This window comes from Salegentibacter holothuriorum, assembly GCF_900168045.1.
GTDB lineage: Bacteria > Bacteroidota > Bacteroidia > Flavobacteriales > Flavobacteriaceae > Salegentibacter > Salegentibacter holothuriorum.
The window spans coordinates 187,041-210,956 of record NZ_FUYY01000002.1; the positions used below are offsets into that span (position 1 = coordinate 187,041).

A 23,916-nucleotide genomic window follows, 5' to 3' on the forward strand; every position below is an offset into this window, starting at 1 on the left:
ATTAATTTCCAAAATTATATCTAAGTGTTATACCAGATCTTATAGTTGTTTGAGGAAAAGCAGTAGAAACAGCATATTCAGAGAAATTATGCTCGTAATAGAATATGGCTGTTAAATTGCTGGAAATCGCATAATCTGTAGTAAAATTAAGTCGCCAAATATCCTGCCCGGCAATCACCTGGCTGGTTTCTAAATCTAAATACCTAATTATGCTTTTATTTCTTCTAAAAGAAACATCAGCTTTAAAATTAAGATCACTGCTTAAAATTCTATTTCTTCCGCCAAGACCTGTGGCAATTTTTAAATCTTTTATTCTATATCCAGCACCAAATATATACTCATTTCCGGTAGTTTCAGTAAGCAAATTATTATCAAAGCTTAAGGAAAGCATTCGGTCTTTTCTTACTTCTGCTAGTAACTGAATAGCATTTTTCGTTTCCAGATCTAATCGGAATAACGGGGTGAACAATTCGGTTAAAACAATATTTGAATACAGCATAGGGTTTTTAAAATCCCCAGCCTGGTTAGTATCAAACTCATTTTCTGGATTGTAATCCAGGTTAGTTTGAAACTGGTTGATGGTATAATTTGACTGATAACCATGATTTATAGAAAACCTTCTAAATTTATCTCTAAACCAGCCGATACGCATTAACCCGGTATATTTCATATTCCAGTTAGGCAAAGGCATATCTCTAAATGCACCCAACTTGATATTTGCAGGATCCTTACCTGCGTAAGCTGAAACAAACGCAGGAAGCAAGACAGCCTGGTTTGTTTTACCTATTCCTGTTGGGTAACCGTCTTCATCTACATCATTAGGATCTAAACCACGCTCCCGGGCTAACCTTTGGGCAATTTCCAAACGATTCTCCCTAAAACTTTCAAAAGTTGCTGAAGATTGCTCGTTAGACTGATTAAAAGCAGTCTTTATAAGAATGGTAGAAATATTAAAGTTTCCGTAGTTATACGGCGTTAATGAAATATACTCCAGAGTAGTTGGATTCACCCTAAAATTCTCTGAATAATTTTCTGAATAATTCCTATTAGCACTAATATCTACAGTAAGGTCTGGAATTATATCCAGAGAAGCCTGCATATCTAATTGCTCGTTCTTTAAAGTTGAGTATTGCTGATTGAAATTCTGAAATAAAGTTAACCAACCTCTCCTGGCAGCCTGGTACCTTACCTCATCCTGCCAGCCAAAAGTGAAGGCAGAACTAGGTTGCAAAGTTCCCATAAAACCAACACTTGGCGTATAACCGGGAAGGAAAGTACCTTCATTTTGCCTATAGTTTATTTGAACCCTGCTTAAAATAGTTACAAAATCTACCAAAGTATTATAGCTTTTACTGGTTTTTTGAACCACCTCAGCATTCTGTGATTGCTGCGCATCTTGAGGTGTCCCATCCAGGGTAGGCACACCTGCACTACGTTGTTTTATAGTTTGACCGCGTCTACCATCTTTCTTTTCCAGACCCAAATAGGAATATAATGCCTCCATATCAAGATTAGCATTTATTTGGTGGGAACTTGAATTTTGTACGCTATTTCCAATATCTGGGATACCTTCCAGATTTTCGTAAATCCTGGAACCGCGTTGCCACTGGAAATCGCCAGTATAAGAATAAGTTGCATTTATAAAATCCAGTACCGGAATTTTATCAAAAGGGAGATCGTAATTCACCTGTAAATTCTGGTAATGCAAATCTGGAGTCCCAATACTGAAAAAATTATCCCAAACTCCAATAGTATTATCTGCAAAACCATCTTTATCTATATAGTTTCTAACAATTCTATTATTTGAAGCGTTAAAAGCAAAGTTTAGAGAATTTGTAAGATTATAATTTATGCCATATTCCCAATTGAATAGATAGTTGCGCTGATATAGAGTTGGAATTCCTAAGTCTTCATCTGAAAGTTCCAGCGATCTAAATTTCTGCTCATTGTACTGTCTTAAAATAGTAGAGCTCGCATTGATATTAGAAGGCAATAAATTCACATTAAAATCTCTTACCAGCGAATAATAATCGCTACTATCTAATACTGAAATATTCTTAAAAGGCTCTACTTGCTTAGGTTCAAAATTGAACTCGTAAGTAGCACCCGCCCGTACATTTTGATTTAAAGATTCTTCAATTTCAAAATCTCTGTGATCTACCTGATTGTAAGAAGTGGTAAAAGCAAAATTCTCAATATCATAAGGCATTGGCTTTGCTTCCCCGGTTCGCTCTTTCCGTAAGCCAATAACATTTACGCTTTGTCGCTTGGTATAAGATTGAGACTGTCTTTTTACCTGTTCTCTTTCAGCGGGATCAACAATGTCTGCAAGTCGAGTTTCCAATTCTAAATCCAAAAATACCTGATCGTATTTTGGAGTAATTAATTCTTCGCCCCTACTATAATTAAAAGGAATTTTAACGCCCCATTTTTCCGGAAGTAACTGGCCGGCATTTATATTGGTAACTACATCATACTGCTGCGAATTTTCCCTGCTTCGTTGATTTGGACCTTGCTCTATAGTTCCAAAGCCTACCGTACTTTTTCTACCGGTGGCAGCTACCGTAGCAAAGTCGGCCAGGTTGGTATCCATATTAATTATAGTTGCCCAGCCACCTTCATTATCCAGATCTGAAAGTCTTAACTCGTTAAACCAAACTTCTCCACATAGATCCTGCACGCCACTCGTTGGTGTTCCATTTTTTAAGCCCAGCATTAGCACCCGTACATTTCCAAAACTAGGATTACCTTTTATTCCCAGGCGAAGTTGGTCCATCTCATAAGGATCTTCTTCACCTACAAGCTCCAAATTTTCGGTAAAGAAATTTAATTCTCCTGCATTTAAAGCGGGATCTCCAAGCACACTGGTCTTAACCCGCTGCAACAAATCCATGGATAATTCCATTCTATTCCCTGCCGGCCAAATTTCTTCAGCAGACCTTGCCCCAAATTGGGTAGGACTCAAAGGCACTTCTATTTGATAATAGTTATCAGTGAAATCGGTTCCCATTCTAATAAAAGCAACCAATTGGCCGTCTTTTAACGGCGTTCTGTTCGGCAAAGATTCGGCATGTAAAAACATTTCTAACTTTTTATACTGCCGCATATCTAGCTGAAAATTCTTGTAAACTGCCCTGGCATCCTGCGCTTCCAGGTCACAAACCCTAAGTGAAAGAGATTGTTCGTTTTGCCTAATATTGGTATTATTTTCAAAGAGCTCTTCTCTAATCACACCAGGAGGCAACACATAAGGCACAGGTTCCCTATTCTCATTTTCTTCAATATTTACCGCTGAAACCTCAAAAAGAGTGTTTTGATTATCAGGAAGTATATCCCTATCTCTCAAACCACGGTTATACCTTCTATAATCCCCTCGTACCAATTCCATAGTACCAAACCTCAACAAGGTTTTTTCCTGGAATCCGCTAAGGAACATCCTCATAAAACGTATAGACCTATAATCTGCAATACCTCCTTTTGCATCTGTTGGCTCATAGATTGGTATTTTAAACTGAAGCCAGCGTACAGGCAGTTCATTTCCGTTTCTAAGCGTTGTAGTTAGCTGCTTTTCGTCGGTAATATATTGATTATTTTCAATGCCCATACCCGGAAAAAATGGTATTTCATATTCAAAATAACTATCTATGGTGTTCATCGTGTTATCACGATTTACATCTTCTGTGGTAGGCAAAGTGGTATTCCCCCTATTGGTATCTCCAACTTCCGGAGGCGAATTCCCATCGGGACCATTATAGCTTTTATATCGGCTAACAATATCTCCTGTTGTATTTAGAAAATATTCGTAGTTATCTGCTGCCGGATCGGGGAAATTGCTGAACTCCGGAAATTTTATAGCTTCCTGCGCATCTGAAAGCCCGTCATAACCTACATCCTGATTTCTGCGTTCTTCCCCCTCTGTATTAAAAGCATAAATTAAAGATTGGTCTGCCGGAACCTTAGCCACCTGGGTTTCTATAGTATTTTCTGTTCCGCCGCTAGCTGGCAATCCATTTTCAAATTGCTTGCGCCCATCTTTTAGCACATCTTCAGAAATGTTCCCTAAATTAAAATTTATTGTTCCAGCTGAATTTCCACTATTTTCAGCATAGATATAAGGGTCCATCACCCAAAACTCTATAAACTCTACATTGCTTTGTTCAAAGTTGGTAGTATTTATACCGCGCATTATTCCACCAAAATTATTAGATGGATTTGATAAACTACCTTGGGTGGCTAATAGGTTAAAGTTGTAAGGACCACGCTCGGTTGGAAAGTAAGCCAAATCCATAGTATAAACCACCTGGGGTTGCCCCTGTACTACATCGGTATTTGGAAATATCTCGCTTAGCGCCACTCTTCTTGTCGCATAATTTGAAATATCATTATCTGAAATTCCATCGGGGCGGTTACTACTATAGAATATGGGATCTATGGTATACCACGATAAATTTGCACGTCTATGCCCTACCCTATCATCACCATTAGCCAGCTCTCCCCCAAAACCAATAGGCACACTACTTAACTCCCAGCTAAGCGGGGAACTAATATCTATGGTAGTTTGCGCAGCTTCAAAGTCGTCTATATAGGTAGTTGCCTCGCCTTGAAAGTCATTAACTGCCGGTGCTCCCGGCTGCAAATAAGCAAACTCCCCGGTTACCGAAAAATTAGAAGGCACATCGGTATCAATATTTGGCAGTTTATTTACCAGCCTGGTAAACAAAGGAACTTCGGTAGAATAATTTACGTTGAAACCAAAAATAGAATTATTTATAGGCTCATAGCTATAATTTGCTTTTTGAGTAAGTGGTCGCTCCTTCAGGTTTAAAAAAGTAGCTCCAACTAAAAAGTTTTCATTAAACTGGTGCTCTACATTAATCCCGGTAAAACGTTTGGTTTGCTGCCCAAATAAGGCATTATTTTCAGTATTTACCTGTATTGGAATATCTGAAGCCAATAAAGCTTCATCCAGAATTTGTACTCTTCCCAATTCATAATTTACCACATAATCTACACCTTCCTGCAAGACCCTTCCCCCTGCCGTTACGGTAACTGATCCCGGTGGTAAATTAAATCCAATTGGAATCCCTTCAACTTCGCCCGATTTATACCTTCCTTTTAATTGAAATTTATTTTTATCGGCATCTTCCTGCTCAGCCTGGGTTTTTGTGGTTCTGTATAGCGACCTAAAAACGTATTTTTGCTGGTTGGCATTCCAGGTTTCAGGATTATTATAAACTTCTGTTCCGGTATTTGGGGAATTATCCAATTCATCAAAAAGATGCTTTCCAAAAGGCTCTACCGTCGTAAAAATAATATTTCCGCTTTGCGGATCTATTGTTAAACCGGGTACATAATCAAAGAAACCATCACCCCCATTAATGGGATCGTTGTTATTATTAAGCTTGTCTAAATTAAACACACGAAGCAAAGGCGTTTCACTCACATCTTCCGGAAGGGCCACAGCCCCATCTCCCGCCGGCTTTATATAATTTAGGGGTTGCGGATCTGTGTATAGAATGTTCAATCTAAAATCGTCTCGCTCTAACTGATATGCTCCTAGACTATAAATATTTTTCATCATTAAATCCCAAACCGGCTCATCTACATTGGTGATAGTGCTTTTAAGCATTTTTACCACCAGATTCTGGTTTACCCGTTGGTTGGAACCGGGAGTTCCATTTGGATCTTGAACAGGGTTATTATCTCCTGTGGCATTCACCCCATCGTTAGCAAATTCGCCTACTTGATAAACTTCACCATTTACAGTATATTGAAATGCAACAGCAAGAATTTCGTCATTGCTTAATCGTTGGTTTAAGGATATATACCCTAATTGGGTATTCAGGTTGTATTCGTTAGGCTGTAATTGCCGGGCATTTTCCAACTTTACATAATCCAAACCTTCAGAGACCTGCACCCCGCTAAAACCATTATCTACGGTAGCAACGTCGCGAATAGCCGGTGTTAAAACAGATTCAGCCGAACCATCTATCCCAAAAGGATTAAAATCGTTGTTGGCATTATCCGGAAAACTTCCGGCAGGCTGATTGAAAAATCCGGCGGGAATATTATCAAGGCCAATATTTCCTGGAGCATTTGTCTCTCCTAAATCCTGAATCCCCACAATATTACGGGTATCCGTGAGATTCTGCACGTTATTGGTACGATTGGTTACCCAAACCTGCACTCTTTTTATTTGAATATTCGCATTGATAAAAGGATAATCTTTAAGGGCATCGTCATAATGATCCCTAAAATAATGAGAAAGAAAGAAGTGCCGATCCTGATCGTAATCCAGGGCAAATTTCTCAAATTCCTCTACCGCAGCGCCACCTTCAACATTCACCGTACGACGCTCAGATTTTTGTTCCGAAAACACACCGGTAATCCTGGTTTTACCAAATTGTAATTCCGTTTTAAATCCGAAGAGGCTTTGGGCTCCCTGCATTAGTGCATTATTGAGCGGCATATTCACATTACCTACTTCAATTTTCCGTATTATATCATCTTCGGTTGGGGTATATTCAAGCTTTAGTTGATTTTGAAAATCAAAAGTAGACTGGGTATCATAATTGGCCGTGATTTGCAACCGTTCCCCAATTTGCCCCAAAAGACTAAGGCTTATTCTCTGGTCAAAATCAAAAGTGAGATTACTACGATTCCTCGGGGAAAAAGCCGGATTGTCTTGTTTGGTATACAACAAGCCAAGATCCATCTCTACCGTTCCCTGCGGAACAATATTGATTTCTGAACCTCCAAAAATACTTTCAAAGAAATTATTATTTACATAAAAATCGGGCAGTAAATCTCGCTGAATTTCCTCGGAACCTTCTTTTCGGCCCGCTTGTGCATCAATCTTCCGTTTAAAGTAATTCCGCATTTCTTCATCCAGAACAAGTTCCTCATACTCCTGGGGAGTTAGGATTAACGGGATAGAAAGATCTAGATCCCCTAATTTTTCCCGATAAATATAGCGGTCCAGGATGGGATCGTATTCATAAAATGAAGAAATAAGCTGTGAATCTGGCAGGGAAATTTCACCCAAAGCATACCCTGTCTCAGTAGAATCCCGGGGGGTTTCCTGTGCAGTGGAACTCAATGAAATTATCAATGACAACAACAAGCTAAGTCTAACCGAAGTTGACAATTTCAAGTAATTGTACCTCAATTCTTTACAGATTTTTAAGAGCCATTTTTATAATAGATTCTACGGTAGGGGCTTCAGAATCTTTCATGATTTTATCTACTACCCTGGTAGCCTGCTTTCTCGCAAAGCCCAGAGTCTCTAGTGCAGATAACGCTTCTTCTTTTATTGTATTGTCTTGAGGAACAAAAACTTCGTCTTCCCCATAGATTTTTAATATTTTATCTTTTAAATCTAAAATCACCCTTTGGGCGGTTTTAGCTCCAATCCCCTTAACGCTTTGTATGGTAGGCACATCGGCATTAGCAATCGCTTCTTTTACCTGGTTAGGCTCTAAAGAAGATAACATGGTTCTTGCTGTACTGGTTCCTACTCCCGAAACTGATATTAATAACCTAAAAATATCACGCTCTGATTTTTGATAAAAACCATATAGCGTATGGGAATCTTCCTTTACGTGTAAATGCGTATAAACACTTATATTTTCTGAATCTGGAATGAGGGAAAAAGTATGCAGGGAAATATTGACCATATACCCAACACCGTTGCAAGCGATAACTAAGTAGGTAGGATTCTTCTCTATTAATTGCCCCTTGAGATGATGAATCATAAAATTTTAACTTAACGATCCAAATGTAGTAAATAAAAGTTAAGCCCGAAACCTTTGTTTCGGGCTTAACTACTGTATTTCCACCTTATTTTACTTTTTTTGCTTCTTTTCTTTTTCCTGAGCATCTACAACAGTCACCGCAGTCATATTTACAATTTCTTCTACACTTGCTCCAAGCTGAAGAATATGAACCGGCTTGCGCATTCCCATCATAATTGGGCCAATAGAATCTACATTGTTCAGCTCTTTTATAAGCTTATATGTACTGTTGGCTGAATCTAAATTTGGATAGATTAAAGTATTCACCTTTTTTCCTGCCAATTTTGAAAATGGAAATTTATTCTGAAGCATTTCACGGTTTAATGCAAAATCTGCCTGTAATTCTCCGTCTACATGCAAATCGGGATGATAGCGATGCAAATAAGAAACAGCGTCTCTTACTTTAGTTGCGTGAGGGTCTTTAGAAGAACCAAAGTTCGCATAAGACATCATTGCAACTACCGGTTCCAAACCGAATAACTTAACTGTTCTCGCCGTCATTTGAGCAATTTTTGCAAGATCTTTAGCCGGCGGATCTATGTTGATAGAGGTATCACTTATAAAAATTGGCCCACGAGAAGTGTTCATAATATTGGTAGCAGCAACACGAGTTACCCCGGGAGCCATTCCAATAAGCTCTAACATTGGCTTTACAACCGTTGGATATGCTCTTGAATAACCGGAAAGCAAGCCATCGGCATCACCCTCATTAACCATCATGGCTGCGAAATAATTACGTTCTCGCATTAGCTTTTCGGCATCATAAAGGGTCACCCCACTTCGGTTCCTGGTTTTCCAGTAAACCTGTGCGTAAGCTTTTCTATGCTCTTCTTCTTCATCAGATTTTGGATCTATAATAGCAACATCTTCATTAAAATCTATCTCGTCCATCAATTCTTTAATCACTTCACGACGACCTAACAAAATAGGAATTGCGACACCCTCATCATGCACAATTTGGGCAGCTTTAAGGACATCAAGATGATCGGCTTCAGCAAAAACAATTCGTTTAGGATTCATTTTTGCACGATTAAGCAACAACCTGGTAATCTTATTGTCACTACCCATTCTTTCCAGCAGCTCCTCTTCGTATTTCTCCCAATCTTGAATTGGCTGTCTTGCCACACCACTCTCCATCGCAGCTCTCGCTACAGCCGGTGGCACTTTAGCTATTAATCGCGGATCAAAAGGCTTAGGAATAATATAATCTGAACCAAAATTAAGTCTGGTCTCGCCATAAGCGATATTCACTTGTTCTGGCACAGCTTCCTTGGTAAGTTCGGCAAGGGCTTTCACCGCAGCCATTTTCATTTCTTCGTTTATTTTAGTTGCCCTAACATCTAAAGCCCCTCTAAAAATAAATGGAAATCCCAGTACATTATTCACCTGGTTAGGATGGTCACTTCTTCCCGTGGCCATAATAATGTCTTTACGGGTATCCATAGCCAATTGGTAATCAATCTCTGGGTTTGGATTTGCCATAGCAAAAACAATAGGACGTTTCGCCATACTTTTCAGCATTTCTGGAGAAACAATATTGGCGATAGAAAGGCCTACAAAAACATCGGCATCCTTCATCGCTTCCTCAAGCGTATCTATTTTTCTGGAAGTTGCAAATTCTTCCTTTTCTTCAGAAAGACCCGGCCTATCTTTTCTAATTACGCCTTTACTGTCTGTCATCACAATATTCTCTGCTTTCGCTCCAAAGGCTTTGTAGAGTTTTGTACAGGAAACCGCAGCAGCACCAGCACCGCTTATTACAATTTTTGCCTTTCCTATCTTTTTCTTAGTGAGCTCTAGCGCATTAAGTAAAGCCGCAGCAGAAATAATAGCCGTTCCATGTTGATCGTCATGCATTACAGGAATATCTAGCTCTGCCTTCAACCTTCGTTCAATTTCAAAAGCTTCGGGAGCTTTAATATCTTCAAGGTTAATACCCCCAAATGTAGGAGCGATGTTTTTTACGGTTTCAATAAACTTATCGACATCTTTTGTATCTACCTCAATATCAAAAACATCTATATCTGCAAAGATCTTAAAGAGTAGACCTTTTCCTTCCATTACCGGTTTAGATGCCTCGGGACCTATGTCACCAAGACCTAAGACCGCGGTTCCATTAGAAATCACTGCAACCAGGTTTCCCTTTGTGGTATATTTATAAGCATTCTCTTTATCCTTTTCTATCTCGAGACAGGGCTCTGCAACCCCGGGTGAATAAGCCAGGGAAAGATCTCTTTGCGTAGCGTATTTCTTGGTTGGTTTAACTTCTATTTTTCCTGGTTTTGGCTTGGCGTGATACACCAAAGCTTCTCTTCTTTTTCTAGGATTATTACTCATAATTTAATTTTTCTGCTAATTACAAAGGTAGCAAGCTTAGCTTCAATATTATCTTTCTTTAAACAAAAGAAAATTTAAATTTCAAAAAATTAGAAGAATATTTTCCTACGGAAATTTTTATGAAAAATCAACAACAGAAAGCTGTTTTATCCTGAATTATATGCAAAATAACTAATATAGTTAGATCCCAACCTGAAGTCTGAAACCAATAATTAGTCTCTTAGAAACTCAATATTTCTCTTTAAACCTTCAAATTTAGTTCTCTTTACAGCCGATTTTCTAAAGATCTCATTAAAAGTTTCTTTGGTAAGTTCTTCCCAGCCCTTTTTATCTTTCTCCAGTAATTCTGGATGCGGATTAAATAAAGGCTCGTTATGTGGCTTTGAAAATCTATTCCAGGGACAAACGTCCTGGCAAATATCACAACCAAACATCCAGTCTTCAAACTGGTTTTTATATGAATTAGGCAATTCGTCTTTAAGCTCTATGGTAAAATATGAAATACATTTACTGCCATCTACCTTGTAAGCATCTATAATAGCATCAGTAGGACATGCATCTATGCAGGCAGTACAGCTCCCGCAGTGATCGGTAACCGGCGTATCGTATTCCAAATCAAGATCTACTATCAATTCTGCAATAAAATAGAAAGACCCGGTTTGTTTGGAGAGTAAATTGGAATGTTTCCCTATCCAACCGAGTCCGCTTTTTGCAGCCCAAACTTTATCCATAACCGGCGCCGAATCTACAAAAGCACGCCCCTCAATTTCACCAATTTCGTCTTGCATAAACTGTAATAATTGCTTCAGTTTATCTTTAATTACAAAATGATAATCCCTTCCATAAGCGTATTTGCTAATTTTATAAGAATCTTCTCTTTGGGTTTCTCCAGGATAATAGTTCAGCAACAGGGAAATCACACTTTTAGAACCTTCTACCAATTTTGTTGGATCCAGCCGCTTATCAAAATTATTCTCCATCCAGCGCATTTCACCATGCCGATTTTTATTCAAAAATTCTTCTAAGCGTGGTGCTTCTTTTTCCAGAAATTCTGCTTTAGAAATCCCACAAGATAAAAATCCGAGGCGTTCGGCTTCGGATTTTATCATATTTGTATATTTTGACCTGGTTTCCATTTCCTGCACAAAATTATTGTAATTAATTTACAAATTTTATTTCCGCACAGAAAATTCTGGGTTTAATCACAGGGCTCAATATTTTGATTGATATGGAAAAAATTTTGTGGATCATATTTCTTTTTAATCTGTCTCAGACGCTTAAAATTTTCGCCGTAAGAATCTTCAATTCTTCCATCTTCCTCTTCCATCATAAAATTAACATAACCACCACCAATAGCATAAGGTTTTAAAGCTTCGTAATAATTCCTGCACCAGGTGGTAATTTCTTCAGCATCATTGGCGTCTGGGGAGACTCCTACAATAACTTGCGCCCATCTTGCCTTTCTATTTGTCCAGGCAGTATCTTGAGCAGACACTTCGTGAACAGCACCATCTATTGGATATAAATGGGTAGTAGAATGTAAAGTGGGAGTTCTTGACCCATATTTAATATTTACCTGGATACTTTTATCATTTAACTCATTCAAGTAATGCGCTTTCCAGTACCATTGTAAACCGGTTGGGTACAGCTCATCAAACATACCGTTTAAGGCGGGCATTGGAATTTCACTTACAAAATCAAGAATAGGTGGTCCAAATTCCCTAATAGGTCTAAATATTTCTTCGGCCTTTTCTATTGGGCCCGTATAGTTCCAAACTATTCCACAAACTCTTGTCATGTGAAGCTCTTCCGGGAAAGGCTCTCCTGGAGGGACCATAAGAAATGCGAAAAAACCATACAGATCCTTATCAGCATTTTTCATGATGTCGTCGTAAAACCTCATGACTTCTTCTGCCTTTTCAAGAGGCCAAAACATAGGGCCAGCATATACATTTTTAATTTCGAGAAGTTTAAAAGTAAAGGAAACTACAACTCCAAAATTTCCTCCACCACCTCTAAGGGCCCAAAATAGGTCTGAATTTTCATTTTTATTTGCTGTAACAAGTTCTCCCGAAGCGAGAACAACTTCTGCCTCAATAAGGTTATCTATGGTCAAGCCACCTTTTCGACTCAAATAGCCTATACCTCCTCCAAGCGTAATACCGCCAATACCGGTGGTTCCAATAATACCGCTGGGCAAGGCGAGTCCAAATTCATGAGTGGCTTTATCAACATCTGCAAGGGTATTTCCGGGATAGATCACTGCAGTACGTTTATCGCTATTTATTTGAATATCTTTCATTTCAGAAAGATCAATTACCAACCCATCTTCACATAACGCCAAGCCAGCTCCATTATGCCCTCCACTTCTTATGGAAATCTCCAGGTCGTTTTCTCTACCAAAATTCACTGCCTGAATAACATCTTGTTTATCCCTACACTTTAAGATGATGCCGGGATGCTTATCTATCATTGCATTATAGATTTTCCTCGCTTCATCATACTCCTTGTCTTCTGGTAGGATAACCTGGCCATGAACTCGTTTTTTAAATTCTTTGATTTTAGCTTCCATAATACTCCCTTTTTAATTAATAGTCTTATCAAATTCTAGTTCCTATATCAGGAACTCTTAAATCATCTTAATTATGAAAAACCTAAAATTTTATCAGCGAGGGGAGCTTGGAAAATTTATTTTTTGGATTGACCATTCAGTTTTTTCTTTCGTATACTTTGTTATCAATATCTTCCATTAATTCCATCATTTCTTCTTCCGGACTAAAGTCAATGATCCTTGCATCTTCAATAACTTTAGCCGTATGACCAGGGGGCATATAGAAAACTTCTCCTTTCGAAATAATTTCAGTAGGACGATCTTTATATTTTGCCTGCAACTTTCCTTTTTCCAAATAACCCCAATGCGGCACCTGGCACAAATCATCTTTCTGCCCTATTAAAAGTGGAGCAAAATCGGTTCCAGCAGGAGGTTCGTTAATAGCCACTACCATTCCTCCCCATCCTTCAACATAATTGATCATATTTCCTTTGGGAAAATCAGATTTTGAAATATGAGTTTTTTCGGGAGTTTCTGGCCGGTTTTTTGTTTCAGTAAGCGGAGCCATATGTTCGTGAGTGATTTTCCACCCATCGTTTGTTTTAATAAAAAGTAAAGCTCCCTGCATTTTCAAATCATAAGATTCTTCACCTCTTTTAAATTCTAAATCGTAATGAAAAGTGACATTAGCCACGTCTCCACCATATATGTTGATTTTTAAATCTTCCCACTCCCATTTTTCAATTTCGGTAATAGTTCCCAGGAAATTTCGCTCGAAGTTTTCATTTTCTTCAGAACCCTGCCTCTTTTCGCCATTCTGAAACTCCGTGAATTTTGGGCCGTATGCATGCATCGAGATTAATTTATCAACTTCATTATCCCTTATGCTTTGCTCAATCTCATCCAGAGCTTTCTTAACTTCTTTCTTTGCTTCCGGGTATTCATTACTGATTTCCAGATCATTTTGACTATAAATAGCGCTGAAACCAAAAAGTAAAACAATTACAATAAAAATTTTAGCTTTCATCATTCTTAGTTTTATGATTATTTCCTTACGGAATAATCAATGTACAACTAATTGATTTACAAAACAATAAGTGATTTCAGGGGGTTTTTATAATGTATTCTGAGCGATCTTTCGGAAGAATAGTTTTTCGCAAACTTAAGTGCTTTCAGAAACTATGGAAATAGGAACAATGACTATTTATTGATCTAAAGCCAGATCAATATTTTTTGATACTCAGTAATAAAACAGATTATTCGAGTAGAATATAAAATTAGGCTCTCATTTGAAATTTTAGAGTAGCGTTTTTTGGTTTGAGTGTAATAAGTGGCTTAATATCGATCTCATCAAATACAGGAACTATTTTATATTGGCTTACCAATTCAGTGACTGCAATGATCATCTCGAACATGGCGAAGTTATTACCTATACATTTCCTGGGGCCGGCGCCAAAAGGAAAATACTGAGAGGAATATTTTCTTCCTCCTTCGGCGAAGCGTTCCGGTTTAAATTCATCTGGATCTTCCCATAGGTCTGGATGACGATGAACCTCGTAAAGAGAGAACAATAAATTTGAACCAGGCTCGAAATATTTCCCTTCAAACTCATCTTCCTCCAGGTTAACCCGGTCTATAAAATATGCCGGCGGATATAATCTCATAGACTCTTCAATCACCTGTTGGGTAATCTTGCATTTGGTCACATAGCTCATTAAGTCTAGATCCTGTTCCTTTAAGGCAGATATTTCTTCATAGATTTTCTCTTGCCATTCCGGGTTAAACGCAAGCAATTGAGCTGTAAAGGTTAGTGAATTGGAAGTAGTCTCGTGACCTGCTGTGAAAAGAATCAGGATCTCATCGATAAGCTGTTCCTCATCCATAAAATTACCGTCATCATACTTTGCTTCCAACAGCATATCCAAAAGATCATCATAACGTTCTTTTGAATTCCTTCTTTCCTGAACAATCTTTTTTAAAATGTTCCTGGCTTCGGCAGTAAGTTTAAGATAACTATCTATCTTACCACTTGCTCTAAACCACCAACCCAGGTAAGGCTGCCGCAGCTCCTTAACAAGCATTTTCTGGGTCTCTTCTGTAATATATTGCAACCTGTTGATCTCCTTCTGATTCGCAGCACTGCTAAACAAAGATTTTACCACCGTTTGAAAAGCGAGATCATTATAAATAGGAAAAATATCCAGTTCTCCCTTTACTGTGATCTTTTTATATTCCAGTAATATTGCCTGCTTTATAGAATCAAGCAGATTGGCGAGTTGTTTTTTATGGAATGCCGGCTGAATTAGTTTTCGTTGTTTTTTCCAGTGCTCCCCTTCTGAAGTTAGCAATCCTTTTCCAACGTATTTAACCAGATCTTTAGTTTGGATCTCAGACTTTACGAAATTCTTCTGATTCTTTTGAAGTACATATTCCACCAGTCCCGCATCTCTGGAAAATATCACCGATTTATTAAATCCAATATTCAGCCGAAAAGTATCTCCTTTCTCCTGAAAATTATCATGATGAAAGGGCAGTGGATTCTTTAAGATATTAGCAGAATGTTTTAGGAATTTCAGTAAAGATACTTCAGGTATTTTGTGAGAATGTGCCATAATTTTTATTTAAAAAAGTCCGCCCTGGATGTCTCCTTTCACCCTACCTAAATGTTTATAAGCGGCTTCAGTTACTTCCCTTCCTCTTGGAGTTCTATAAATAAATCCCTGCTGGATAAGAAAAGGTTCGTACACTTCCTCAATAGTTTCGGCACTTTCACTAACCGCAGTAGACAGGGTAGTTAATCCTACCGGACCTCCCTTAAATTTATCAATAATAGTTTCCAGGATTTTATTATCCATCTCATCCAAACCGTGAGCATCTACATTTAATGCTTTAAGTCCGTACTTAGCAATCTCCATATCTATTTTGCCATTTCCTTTAATTTGGGCAAAATCCCTTACCCGTCTAAGTAAAGCATTGGCAATTCTTGGAGTACCACGGCTTCTACCAGCAATTTCTATTGCAGCGTCCAGGCTAATAGGAACCCGAAGGATCTCAGAACTACGCTGTACAATGTCTGAAAGCAATTCGGTTGAATAATATTGTAAGCGACTGGAAATACCAAAACGCGCCCGCATAGGCGCCGTAAGTAAACCTGAGCGCGTTGTAGCTCCAATAAGTGTAAACGGATTTAAATTAATTTGCACTGTTCTTGCATTTGGCCCAGACTCAATCATAATATCTATTCGGTAATCTTCCATTGCTGAATAAAGGTACTCTTCAACAACTGGACTTAACCTATGGATTTCATCGATAAAAAGAATATCCCTATCATCAAGATTGGTAAGCAAACCGGCAAGATCTCCAGGTTTATCCAAAACAGGACCTGAAGTGACTTTTATTCCCACGCCTAACTCGTTAGCCAGAATATGAGCCAAAGTAGTTTTACCTAATCCGGGAGGGCCGTGAAAAAGCGTATGATCTAAAGCTTCGTCCCTTTGGTTTGCAGCTTCAACAAATACTTTAAGATTCTCCAAAACCTGATCCTGGCCGGCAAAATCGTCAAAACTTAAGGGGCGCAATGCCCTTTCGATATCAAATTCTTCTGGGGAGAAATTTTCTCCTGAAGGATCAAGGTTTTCATTCATAAATCATAAAAATTATCGCGCTGTATATAAGCAAAGATAAGGAAAATACCTTGGGCCATTTCCATAAGAATTTAGTCAATTAATTATAGCTGAAAATAAGTCTAAAAGCAAAAAACCTCTCCGTTCCGGGAGAGGTTTTTATATATTCTTCTTATTAAGTTCAGTGATTTAATTCTTCTTCGTGATCTTGAAGTGGAACATTCTGTGGAACAAAATCCTGCCCAGGAATCACATAATCTGTTCCATCAAGGTTCATCTTACTGTAATCGTAAGACCAACGGTAAACAGAAGGAATAGCGCCAGGCCAATTTCCGTGAATGTGCTCTACCGGAGTAGTCCATTCTAAAGTAGTTGCATTCCAGGGGTTTTGTGTAGCTTTTTGCCCGAAGAAAATAGAGCTAAAGAAATTGTATAAAAATACAACCTGAACACCGGCAGTAATAATTGCAAATACAGTAATAATAACATTTACATCAGCAAGATCATCAAAATATGGAAATGCGGTGTTTGTATAATAACGTCTTGGTAAACCAGCCAGACCAATAAAGTGCATTGGGAAAAACACCCCATAAGCACCTACAGCAGTGATCCAGAAGTGAACATAACCAAGGTTCTTATTCATCATTCTACCAAACATTTTTGGGAACCAGTGGTAAACCCCGGCTAAAAGACCGTAGATCGCTGAGATACCCATCACAAGGTGAAAGTGAGCAATTACAAAATATGTATCGTGAACGTTAATATCTAATGTTGAATCCCCAAGGATAATTCCTGTTAGACCACCGGTAATGAATGTTGATACAAAACCAATAGAGAACAACATTGCGGGATTCATTTGCAGATTCCCTTTCCAGAGCGTAGTAATCCAGTTAAAGGCTTTTACTGCAGAAGGAATTGCAATTAATAATGTTGTAAATGTAAATACAGAACCTAAGAATGGATTCATTCCTGATACGAACATATGGTGACCCCATACAATTGTAGAAAGGAATGCAATTGCAAGAATTGAAGCAACCATTGCACGGTAGCCAAAGATTGGTTTACGTGAATTTGTAGCTAAAACCTCTGAAACAATACCCATTGCAGGTAGAATTACAATATAAACTTCCGGGTGACCAAGGAACCAGAATAAGTGTTCAAATAAAACCGGAGAACCTCCCTGGTGACTTAATACTTCACCCTGGATATAAATATCACTTAAAAAGAAAGATGTTCCAAAACTTCTGTCCATTATAAGTAAAAGTGCTGCAGATAGAAGAACCGGAAAGGAAACCACACCAATAACGGCAGTAATAAAAAATGCCCAAATGGTAAGTGGCAGTCTCATCATAGACATTCCCTTAGTTCTAAGGTTAAGTACCGTAACAATATAGTTAAGTGAACCTAAAAGTGACGAAGCAATAAAGATAGCCATGGAAATTAGCCAAAGCGTCATCCCCATACCAGAACCGCCAATAGCCTGAGGCAATGCACTAAGAGGTGGATAGATTGTCCAACCAGCAGAAGCAGGTCCAGATTCTATAAATAAGGAACTAAGCATAATCACACAAGAGATAAAGAACAACCAGTAAGAAAGCATGTTCATAAACCCTGAGGCCATATCTCTAGCTCCAATTTGAAGCGGAATAAGCAGGTTACTAAAAGTACCACTCAAACCGGCGGTTAACACAAAGAAAACCATTATTGTACCGTGTATGGTAACCAAAGCAAGGTATATTGACGGCGTCATTACTCCTTCTGGAGCCCATTTATCTCCTAAAAGCCATTCGAAGATCACAAAAGATTCTTCTGGCCAGGCTAATTGTAAACGGAAAAGTACGGACATCATAATCCCCACAATACCCATCAAAATACCTGTAATAAGATATTGCTTGGCAATCATCTTATGGTCTGTACTAAATATGTATTTAGTAATAAAAGTTTGTTTATGATGATGTCCGTGATCGTCGTGGTGATCTTGAGCCGGTGCTGTTGCTATTGCTGACATATCTAAAGTATATTCTTTTTAGTTCTGTTATTCTTGTGATTCCATAACGGCAGCAAACTCGTCTTGCTCGCTTAACCATTGGTTGTATTCTTCTTCGCTTTCTACAATAATCTTCATCTGCATATTATAGTGTGCGTCGCCACAAATCTTATTACATAGCAGAAAGTAATCAAATTCGTATGAATCTAATGGAGCTTCCCCTTCAGCCATTAAGATTTCGCTGTTTTCTTTTCTAATTTCGTTTATGGTTTTCACTTTATCAACCATATAATCTGAATTTCGCATCTCTGCTGTAGTAATATCCGGAGTAAATGCAAATTGAGTTACCATTCCAGGTACAACGTTCATCTGCGCCCTAAAGTGTGGGAAGTAAGCAGAGTGAAGTACATCCTGAGATCTAAACTTAAAAAGCACCTTCTTTCCTACCGGAAGGTGAAGCTCTGTAGTTATTTTATCATCATCTGCATAAGAATCATTTACATTAAGCCCTACAGTATTTATGCCTTCAATAAAACGTACATTGGCTTCTCCCAGTGTATTATCTTCTCCAGCATATCTAGCTTGCCAGCTAAATTGTTTAGCGTAGATCTCAATAACAATAGGATCTTCATCTTCACCAATGTTCATAATATCACTCCAGGTAAATAGACCATAAATAATTAAACCTGCAAGGGTAATTACTGGGATAATAGTCCAAATAAACTCAAGCTTATCGTTATCTGCAAAAAAAAGAGCTCTGTTACCTTTCTTTCCCTGGTATTTATAAGCGAACCAGTGAAGTAGTGCCTGTGTAATAACCTGCACTACCATAATTAACCCGATAGATATAAACATTAATGTGTCTACCTCATTACCGTGTTCGGAAGCCGACTCGGGAAGATATAATTTACTCCAGTGCCAAAAACTGTATGCCATTCCCACATAAAGGAAGATCATAAACCAAAGCATAAGTTTGGCTTGTTGCCTATTATCATTATCGTTAGCTATTTCAGAGCTCTCGGCACCCGGGCCTTTAGAGAGCTGAAAAATCTTAGACATTTGCCAACCGGTAACGGCCAATAGGGCTAGTACAATTATTACTAAAAATACGGTCATTTTATAATTTCTTCTTTAAACAATCTTTTATTAATAATGGAAATGTTCACTTTCCTTAATATACGGGTTGCGTTTAGCGAGCAGTGGAGCTTTAGTAAGCGCGTTAAAGATTACAAAAGTAAACAATCCTCCAAAGAAAAATACTGCACTAATTTCAGGTATCCCTATAAACCATGACTCCCCTACTGTTGCAGGCATTATCATTGTAAATACATCTAAATAGTGCCCAATAAGGATAATTACACCAGTCATTACCACAAACCAATTTACTCTTTTGTAATCACTATTCATTAATACCAATAATGGGAAAACAAAATTTAAAACCACCATACCAAAAAATGGTAAGCTATAGTTTTCTATACGGCTAATAAAATAAACTACTTCCTCTGGAATATTAGAATACCAAATAAGCATAAATTGTGAAAACCAAAGGTAAGTCCAGAAAATACTAATTCCGAACATAAACTTAGCTAAATCATGTATGTGACTGTTATTTACAAAAGGCAAGTGTCCTCTAGATTTCAGGTAAATACTTACTAAAGCAATAACGGTAATACCTGAAACAAACATACTTGAAAATACATACCAGCCAAACAAAGTACTAAACCAGTGCGGATCTAAACTCATAATCCAGTCCCAGCTCATCATTGATTCTGAAACAAGGAAGAATACAAGGAAACCTGCTGCTAGCTTAAAGTTCTTTTTAAAGTAAGCATTATCGGTAGCTTCATCCAATCTTCTTGAATTTCTAACGAGAAAATGTCTAAAAACAAACCAACCACCTAAAAATATAGCTGCTCTTATTAAGAAGAAAGGTACATTTAAATAAGCTGTTTTATTCTGAATAATCTCATCGTGAGCCACAACTTCTGGATCCATCCATATAAATAAATGATTTAAATGAAATCCTGAAAGTGCTAAAAGCACAAACATAATGATACCGCCAGGGACAATGTACGCAGAAATAGCTTCCATTACTCTAAATAACACTGGAGACCAACCTGCTTGCGAAGCATATTGTAAAGCATAAAATGCTAAAACCCCCAATGAGATCATAAAGAAAAAGAATGCAGCTACATAAACTGCAGCCCATGGCTTATTTTGTAGTTGATGCAACTTATGCTCCAAATGCTCGGCGTCGTGTGCTCCAGCTTCTGCAGAATGAGCTTCATTTTCATCAGCATTTCTGCCAGGCTCATCATCTAATAGAACCCCGTGTTCTGCATCAGCAAAGTTAGCCTCAGCCGCGTCTTGATGAGATGCTTCACCATGATGTCCTTCCGCAGCTATTATTTCTCTAACATCATCCAAATCTGATGGCGCCTGTAGAAACCCAATTACGAGCCCAATAGCACCAACAATCATAAAAATAATTGCTGTTAATTTTAATTTACTGGATAGCGTATACATATTTATAGATCTAAATGCTTTGTTCTTAATTATTGTTTTCTTCATCTACGGTTAGCGCAGCACCTTCACCTTGAGACTCTTCTGCATTTTGTTGTGCTCTTTCTACCTCTACCGGATTTGCTTCAGCAATAGAGGCATCTTTCACTTCTTCAAAAGGTATTTCCTCACCGCCTTCCAGTTCATTTTTAAGATTCATTACGTAATGTGTAATCTTCCAACGTTCTTCTTCACTAGTTTGTACCGCATAAGAACCCATGGAATTTAATCCGTAATAGATTACGTGATAAACACTACCTTCGGTAATAGCACGTCCTATATCATCATAAGAAGGTACACCAAGAATTTTTTCCCTTTCAGTCAAAATTCCTTTACCATCTCCATTGTCTCCATGACATACAGCACAATATATAGTATATAAGGCTTTACCCTCATTAAGATTATCTTCTGTATAAGGAAGTGGGTTGGTAAGGTTAGCCTTAGCATTAGCCATACCTTCTGGAGAGTTCTCATAATCGTAAGGCATCCACCCTCTTGGAATAGTTCCTTCCACCGGAAGTTTAGCTTCCTGTCCATTTACAAAAATATCGTACTCCCCATAAGTTTCGTAGCCTATTGGTTCATACATATCTGGCATGTACTGGTAATTAGGTTTGTCGCTATCTGCACAAGACACTACAACGCCTCCAACTAAGAACAATACTATCGCTTTATAGAACAAATTTTTCATTCTGTCTATTTATTATCTATTAATTTAATTTCTGCAGCTCCGGTATCGTAAAGGAATTTAGTTAATTCGTCTACGTCGTGATTTGCAACATCTACCTCCATAAGGAACATATCATCGGTTGTTCTAACATCTGGATTCTCTGCTTGTTTAAAAGGCCATAATTTACTTCTCATATAGAAGGTAATCACCATAAGGTGGGCTGCAAAAAATACCGTAAGCTCAAACATAATAGGCACAAATGCGGGTAAATTTTCTAAAAAACTAAAGCTTGGTTTTCCTCCAATATCCTGAGGCCAGTCTTCTATCATAATAAAATTCATCATCGCAACTGATACCACAAAACCAACAACCCCATAAAGGAAAGAGGTTATGGCCAATCGCGTAGGCGCCAACCCCATAGCTTTATCTAAACCGTGAACGGGCATTGGGGTATAAATTTCACCAATATGATAACGAGCCTCTCTTACCTGCTTCACACCCTGCAAAAGCAAGTCGTCATCATTATAAATAGCGTGTATAACTTTTGATGCCATCTTAATTACTTATTTTTTAGTTCAGTTGCCTGTGCTACCCAATCTCCTCGCATAGAAGAATCAGGGAAGTTTTCTATTACTTCATCAAGCAATTCAAAATCATCCTCGGCAAGCTTACTTACCTGAACATAGGTGTAAAGACCTAACTGATGTAAACGTTGTTCAAGGAAAGGACCTACTGCTTTAAGTTTTTGCAGATTATCTGCAGTTTGATTTTCTGGATTAAATGATCCTGTTCTAGCTAGCATTGCATCTATTCTATCCTTTTGTATCTCAGTAAGTACTAACGCATCTGCATTTACAGTATCGTTATGCCCATTATCATTTTCAGCTTTATAAGCATCGTCATCACCCATTTTCTTATCAACCTTGGTAGCAATATTTTTCTTTGGCTCACCAACGTTAACCGGAGTATAATGTTTTACATCATCCCCATGCTCTGCTCTAAGTTTTTTATACTTTGCTCCAGAGGATTTAAGTATTGTTTTAACTTCAGCCTGGGCAATTACAGGGAAAGACCTTGCATATAAAAGGAACAATACAAAGAAGAACCCAATAGTTCCAATAAAAATACCTATATCAACAAAAGTTGGAGAAAACATAGTCCACGATGATGGAAGGTAATCACGGTGTAGTGATGTTACAATAATAACAAAACGCTCAAACCACATCCCAATGTTCACCACAATAGAAATAAAGAAAGAGAACATAATACTGGTTCGTAATTTCTTAAACCACATAAACTGCGGAGAAAACACATTACACGTCATCATTGCCCAATACGCCCAGGCGTAAGGCCCTGTTGCCCTGTTAAGGAATGCATATTGTTCATATTCTACTCCAGAGTACCAGGCTATAACCAGCTCGGTAATATAAGCAACACCAACAATAGAACCAGTGATCATAATCACAATGTTCATTAGTTCTATATGTTGTACAGTAATATAATCTTCGAGATTAGATACCTTTCTCATAATAATAAGAAGGGTATTTACCATTGCAAAACCAGAAAATACGGCTCCTGCAACAAAGTAAGGAGGGAAAATTGTGGTATGCCAACCCGGTATAACAGATGTAGCAAAGTCAAATGATACAATGGTATGTACAGAAAGTACTAATGGTGTTGCCAAACCGGCAAGAACCAAAGAAACCTCCTCAAAACGCTGCCAATCTTTTGCACGTCCACTCCATCCAAAACTTAATATTCCGTAGATCTTTTTATTGAAAGGGGTAATTGCACGGTCACGAATCATTGCAAAATCGGGAAGCAAGCCTGTCCACCAGAATACCAATGAAACAGAAAGATAAGTTGAAATAGCAAATACATCCCAAAGCAAGGGTGAGTTAAAGTTTACCCATAATGAACCAAATTGGTTTGGAATTGGAAGTACCCAATAAGCCAACCATGGTCTACCCATGTGAATCAAAGGGAATAAACCTGCCTGCATTACAGAGAAGATCGTCATCGCCTCTGCAGAACGGTTAATTGCCATTCTCCATTTTTGCCTAAACAATAAAAGCACGGCCGAAATTAACGTACCAGCGTGACCAATACCTACCCACCAAACAAAGTTGGTAATATCCCAGGCCCAGCCTACAGTTTTATTAAGTCCCCAGGTTCCAATACCCGTGGAAATAGTATAGATTATACAACCTACACCCCAAAGAAAGGCAATAAGGGCAATTGAAAAGACAATCCACCAGGATTTATTCGCCCTTCCCTCTACCGGTGCAGCCACATCCACAGTAATATCGTGGTAGGTCTTATCCCCGGTAACTAAAGGCTTTCGTATAGGTGCTTCGTAATGAGACATATCCTTTTTTAATTGATTTCTTTAT

The 23,916-nt window shown here is 38.2% G+C and carries 14 protein-coding genes; all 14 read right to left on the minus strand.

The window, feature by feature from the left end; translation table 11 throughout:
- Position 1 precedes the first annotated feature (1 nt).
- Positions 2 to 7,168, minus strand: coding sequence for a T9SS outer membrane translocon Sov/SprA (sov, locus tag B5X51_RS05190; RefSeq protein ID WP_079719830.1), 7,167 nt, complete (start codon positions 7,166 to 7,168; stop codon positions 2 to 4).
- A gap of 4 nt (positions 7,169 to 7,172) precedes the next feature.
- The gene (gene ruvA / locus B5X51_RS05195) at positions 7,173 to 7,754 is read right to left on the minus strand and encodes a Holliday junction branch migration protein RuvA (protein ID WP_079719831.1); all 582 of its coding nucleotides are present in this window, start codon (positions 7,752 to 7,754) and stop codon (positions 7,173 to 7,175) included.
- A gap of 90 nt (positions 7,755 to 7,844) precedes the next feature.
- Entirely contained in the window at positions 7,845 to 10,130 is a 2,286-nt protein-coding gene (locus B5X51_RS05200; RefSeq protein ID WP_079719832.1) for an NADP-dependent malic enzyme, read from the minus strand.
- 212 nt (positions 10,131 to 10,342) lie between these two features.
- The gene (gene queG, locus B5X51_RS05205) at positions 10,343 to 11,266 is read right to left on the minus strand and encodes a tRNA epoxyqueuosine(34) reductase QueG (RefSeq protein ID WP_079719833.1); all 924 of its coding nucleotides are present in this window, start codon (positions 11,264 to 11,266) and stop codon (positions 10,343 to 10,345) included.
- A 62-nt stretch (positions 11,267 to 11,328) separates the two neighbouring features.
- Positions 11,329 to 12,702 carry an FAD-binding oxidoreductase gene (locus B5X51_RS05210; RefSeq protein WP_079719834.1) on the minus strand — a complete coding sequence of 458 codons (1,374 nt, stop codon included), beginning with the start codon at positions 12,700 to 12,702 and terminating at the stop codon, positions 11,329 to 11,331.
- Positions 12,703 to 12,838: 136 nt separating this feature from the next.
- Positions 12,839 to 13,711: an AtzH-like domain-containing protein gene (locus B5X51_RS15885; RefSeq protein ID WP_176132728.1), complete on the minus strand. Its 873-nt coding sequence runs from the start codon at positions 13,709 to 13,711 to the stop codon at positions 12,839 to 12,841.
- Positions 13,712 to 13,958: 247 nt separating this feature from the next.
- Positions 13,959 to 15,293 (minus strand): cytochrome P450, encoded by a 1,335-nt coding sequence (locus B5X51_RS05220; RefSeq protein WP_079719835.1) that lies wholly within the window; start codon positions 15,291 to 15,293, stop codon positions 13,959 to 13,961.
- 9 nt (positions 15,294 to 15,302) lie between these two features.
- Positions 15,303 to 16,325 (minus strand): Holliday junction branch migration DNA helicase RuvB, encoded by a 1,023-nt coding sequence (gene ruvB, locus B5X51_RS05225; protein WP_079719836.1) that lies wholly within the window; start codon positions 16,323 to 16,325, stop codon positions 15,303 to 15,305.
- Between the two features lie 160 nt (positions 16,326 to 16,485).
- Positions 16,486 to 18,312: a cytochrome c oxidase subunit I gene (locus B5X51_RS05230; protein ID WP_079719837.1), complete on the minus strand. Its 1,827-nt coding sequence runs from the start codon at positions 18,310 to 18,312 to the stop codon at positions 16,486 to 16,488.
- 27 nt (positions 18,313 to 18,339) lie between these two features.
- Positions 18,340 to 19,407 (minus strand): cytochrome c oxidase subunit II, encoded by a 1,068-nt coding sequence (locus B5X51_RS05235; protein WP_079719838.1) that lies wholly within the window; start codon positions 19,405 to 19,407, stop codon positions 18,340 to 18,342.
- A gap of 30 nt (positions 19,408 to 19,437) precedes the next feature.
- Positions 19,438 to 20,817, minus strand: a complete 1,380-nt coding sequence (locus tag B5X51_RS05240; protein WP_079720725.1) for a quinol:cytochrome C oxidoreductase — start codon at positions 20,815 to 20,817, stop codon at positions 19,438 to 19,440.
- A 25-nt stretch (positions 20,818 to 20,842) separates the two neighbouring features.
- Positions 20,843 to 21,544 carry a c-type cytochrome gene (locus B5X51_RS05245; protein ID WP_079719839.1) on the minus strand — a complete coding sequence of 234 codons (702 nt, stop codon included), beginning with the start codon at positions 21,542 to 21,544 and terminating at the stop codon, positions 20,843 to 20,845.
- Positions 21,545 to 21,549: 5 nt separating this feature from the next.
- Positions 21,550 to 22,077: a DUF3341 domain-containing protein gene (locus B5X51_RS05250; protein ID WP_079719840.1), complete on the minus strand. Its 528-nt coding sequence runs from the start codon at positions 22,075 to 22,077 to the stop codon at positions 21,550 to 21,552.
- A 5-nt stretch (positions 22,078 to 22,082) separates the two neighbouring features.
- Positions 22,083 to 23,891: an NrfD/PsrC family molybdoenzyme membrane anchor subunit gene (gene nrfD / locus B5X51_RS05255; RefSeq protein ID WP_079719841.1), complete on the minus strand. Its 1,809-nt coding sequence runs from the start codon at positions 23,889 to 23,891 to the stop codon at positions 22,083 to 22,085.
- Between the last annotated feature and the right edge of the window lie 25 nt (positions 23,892 to 23,916).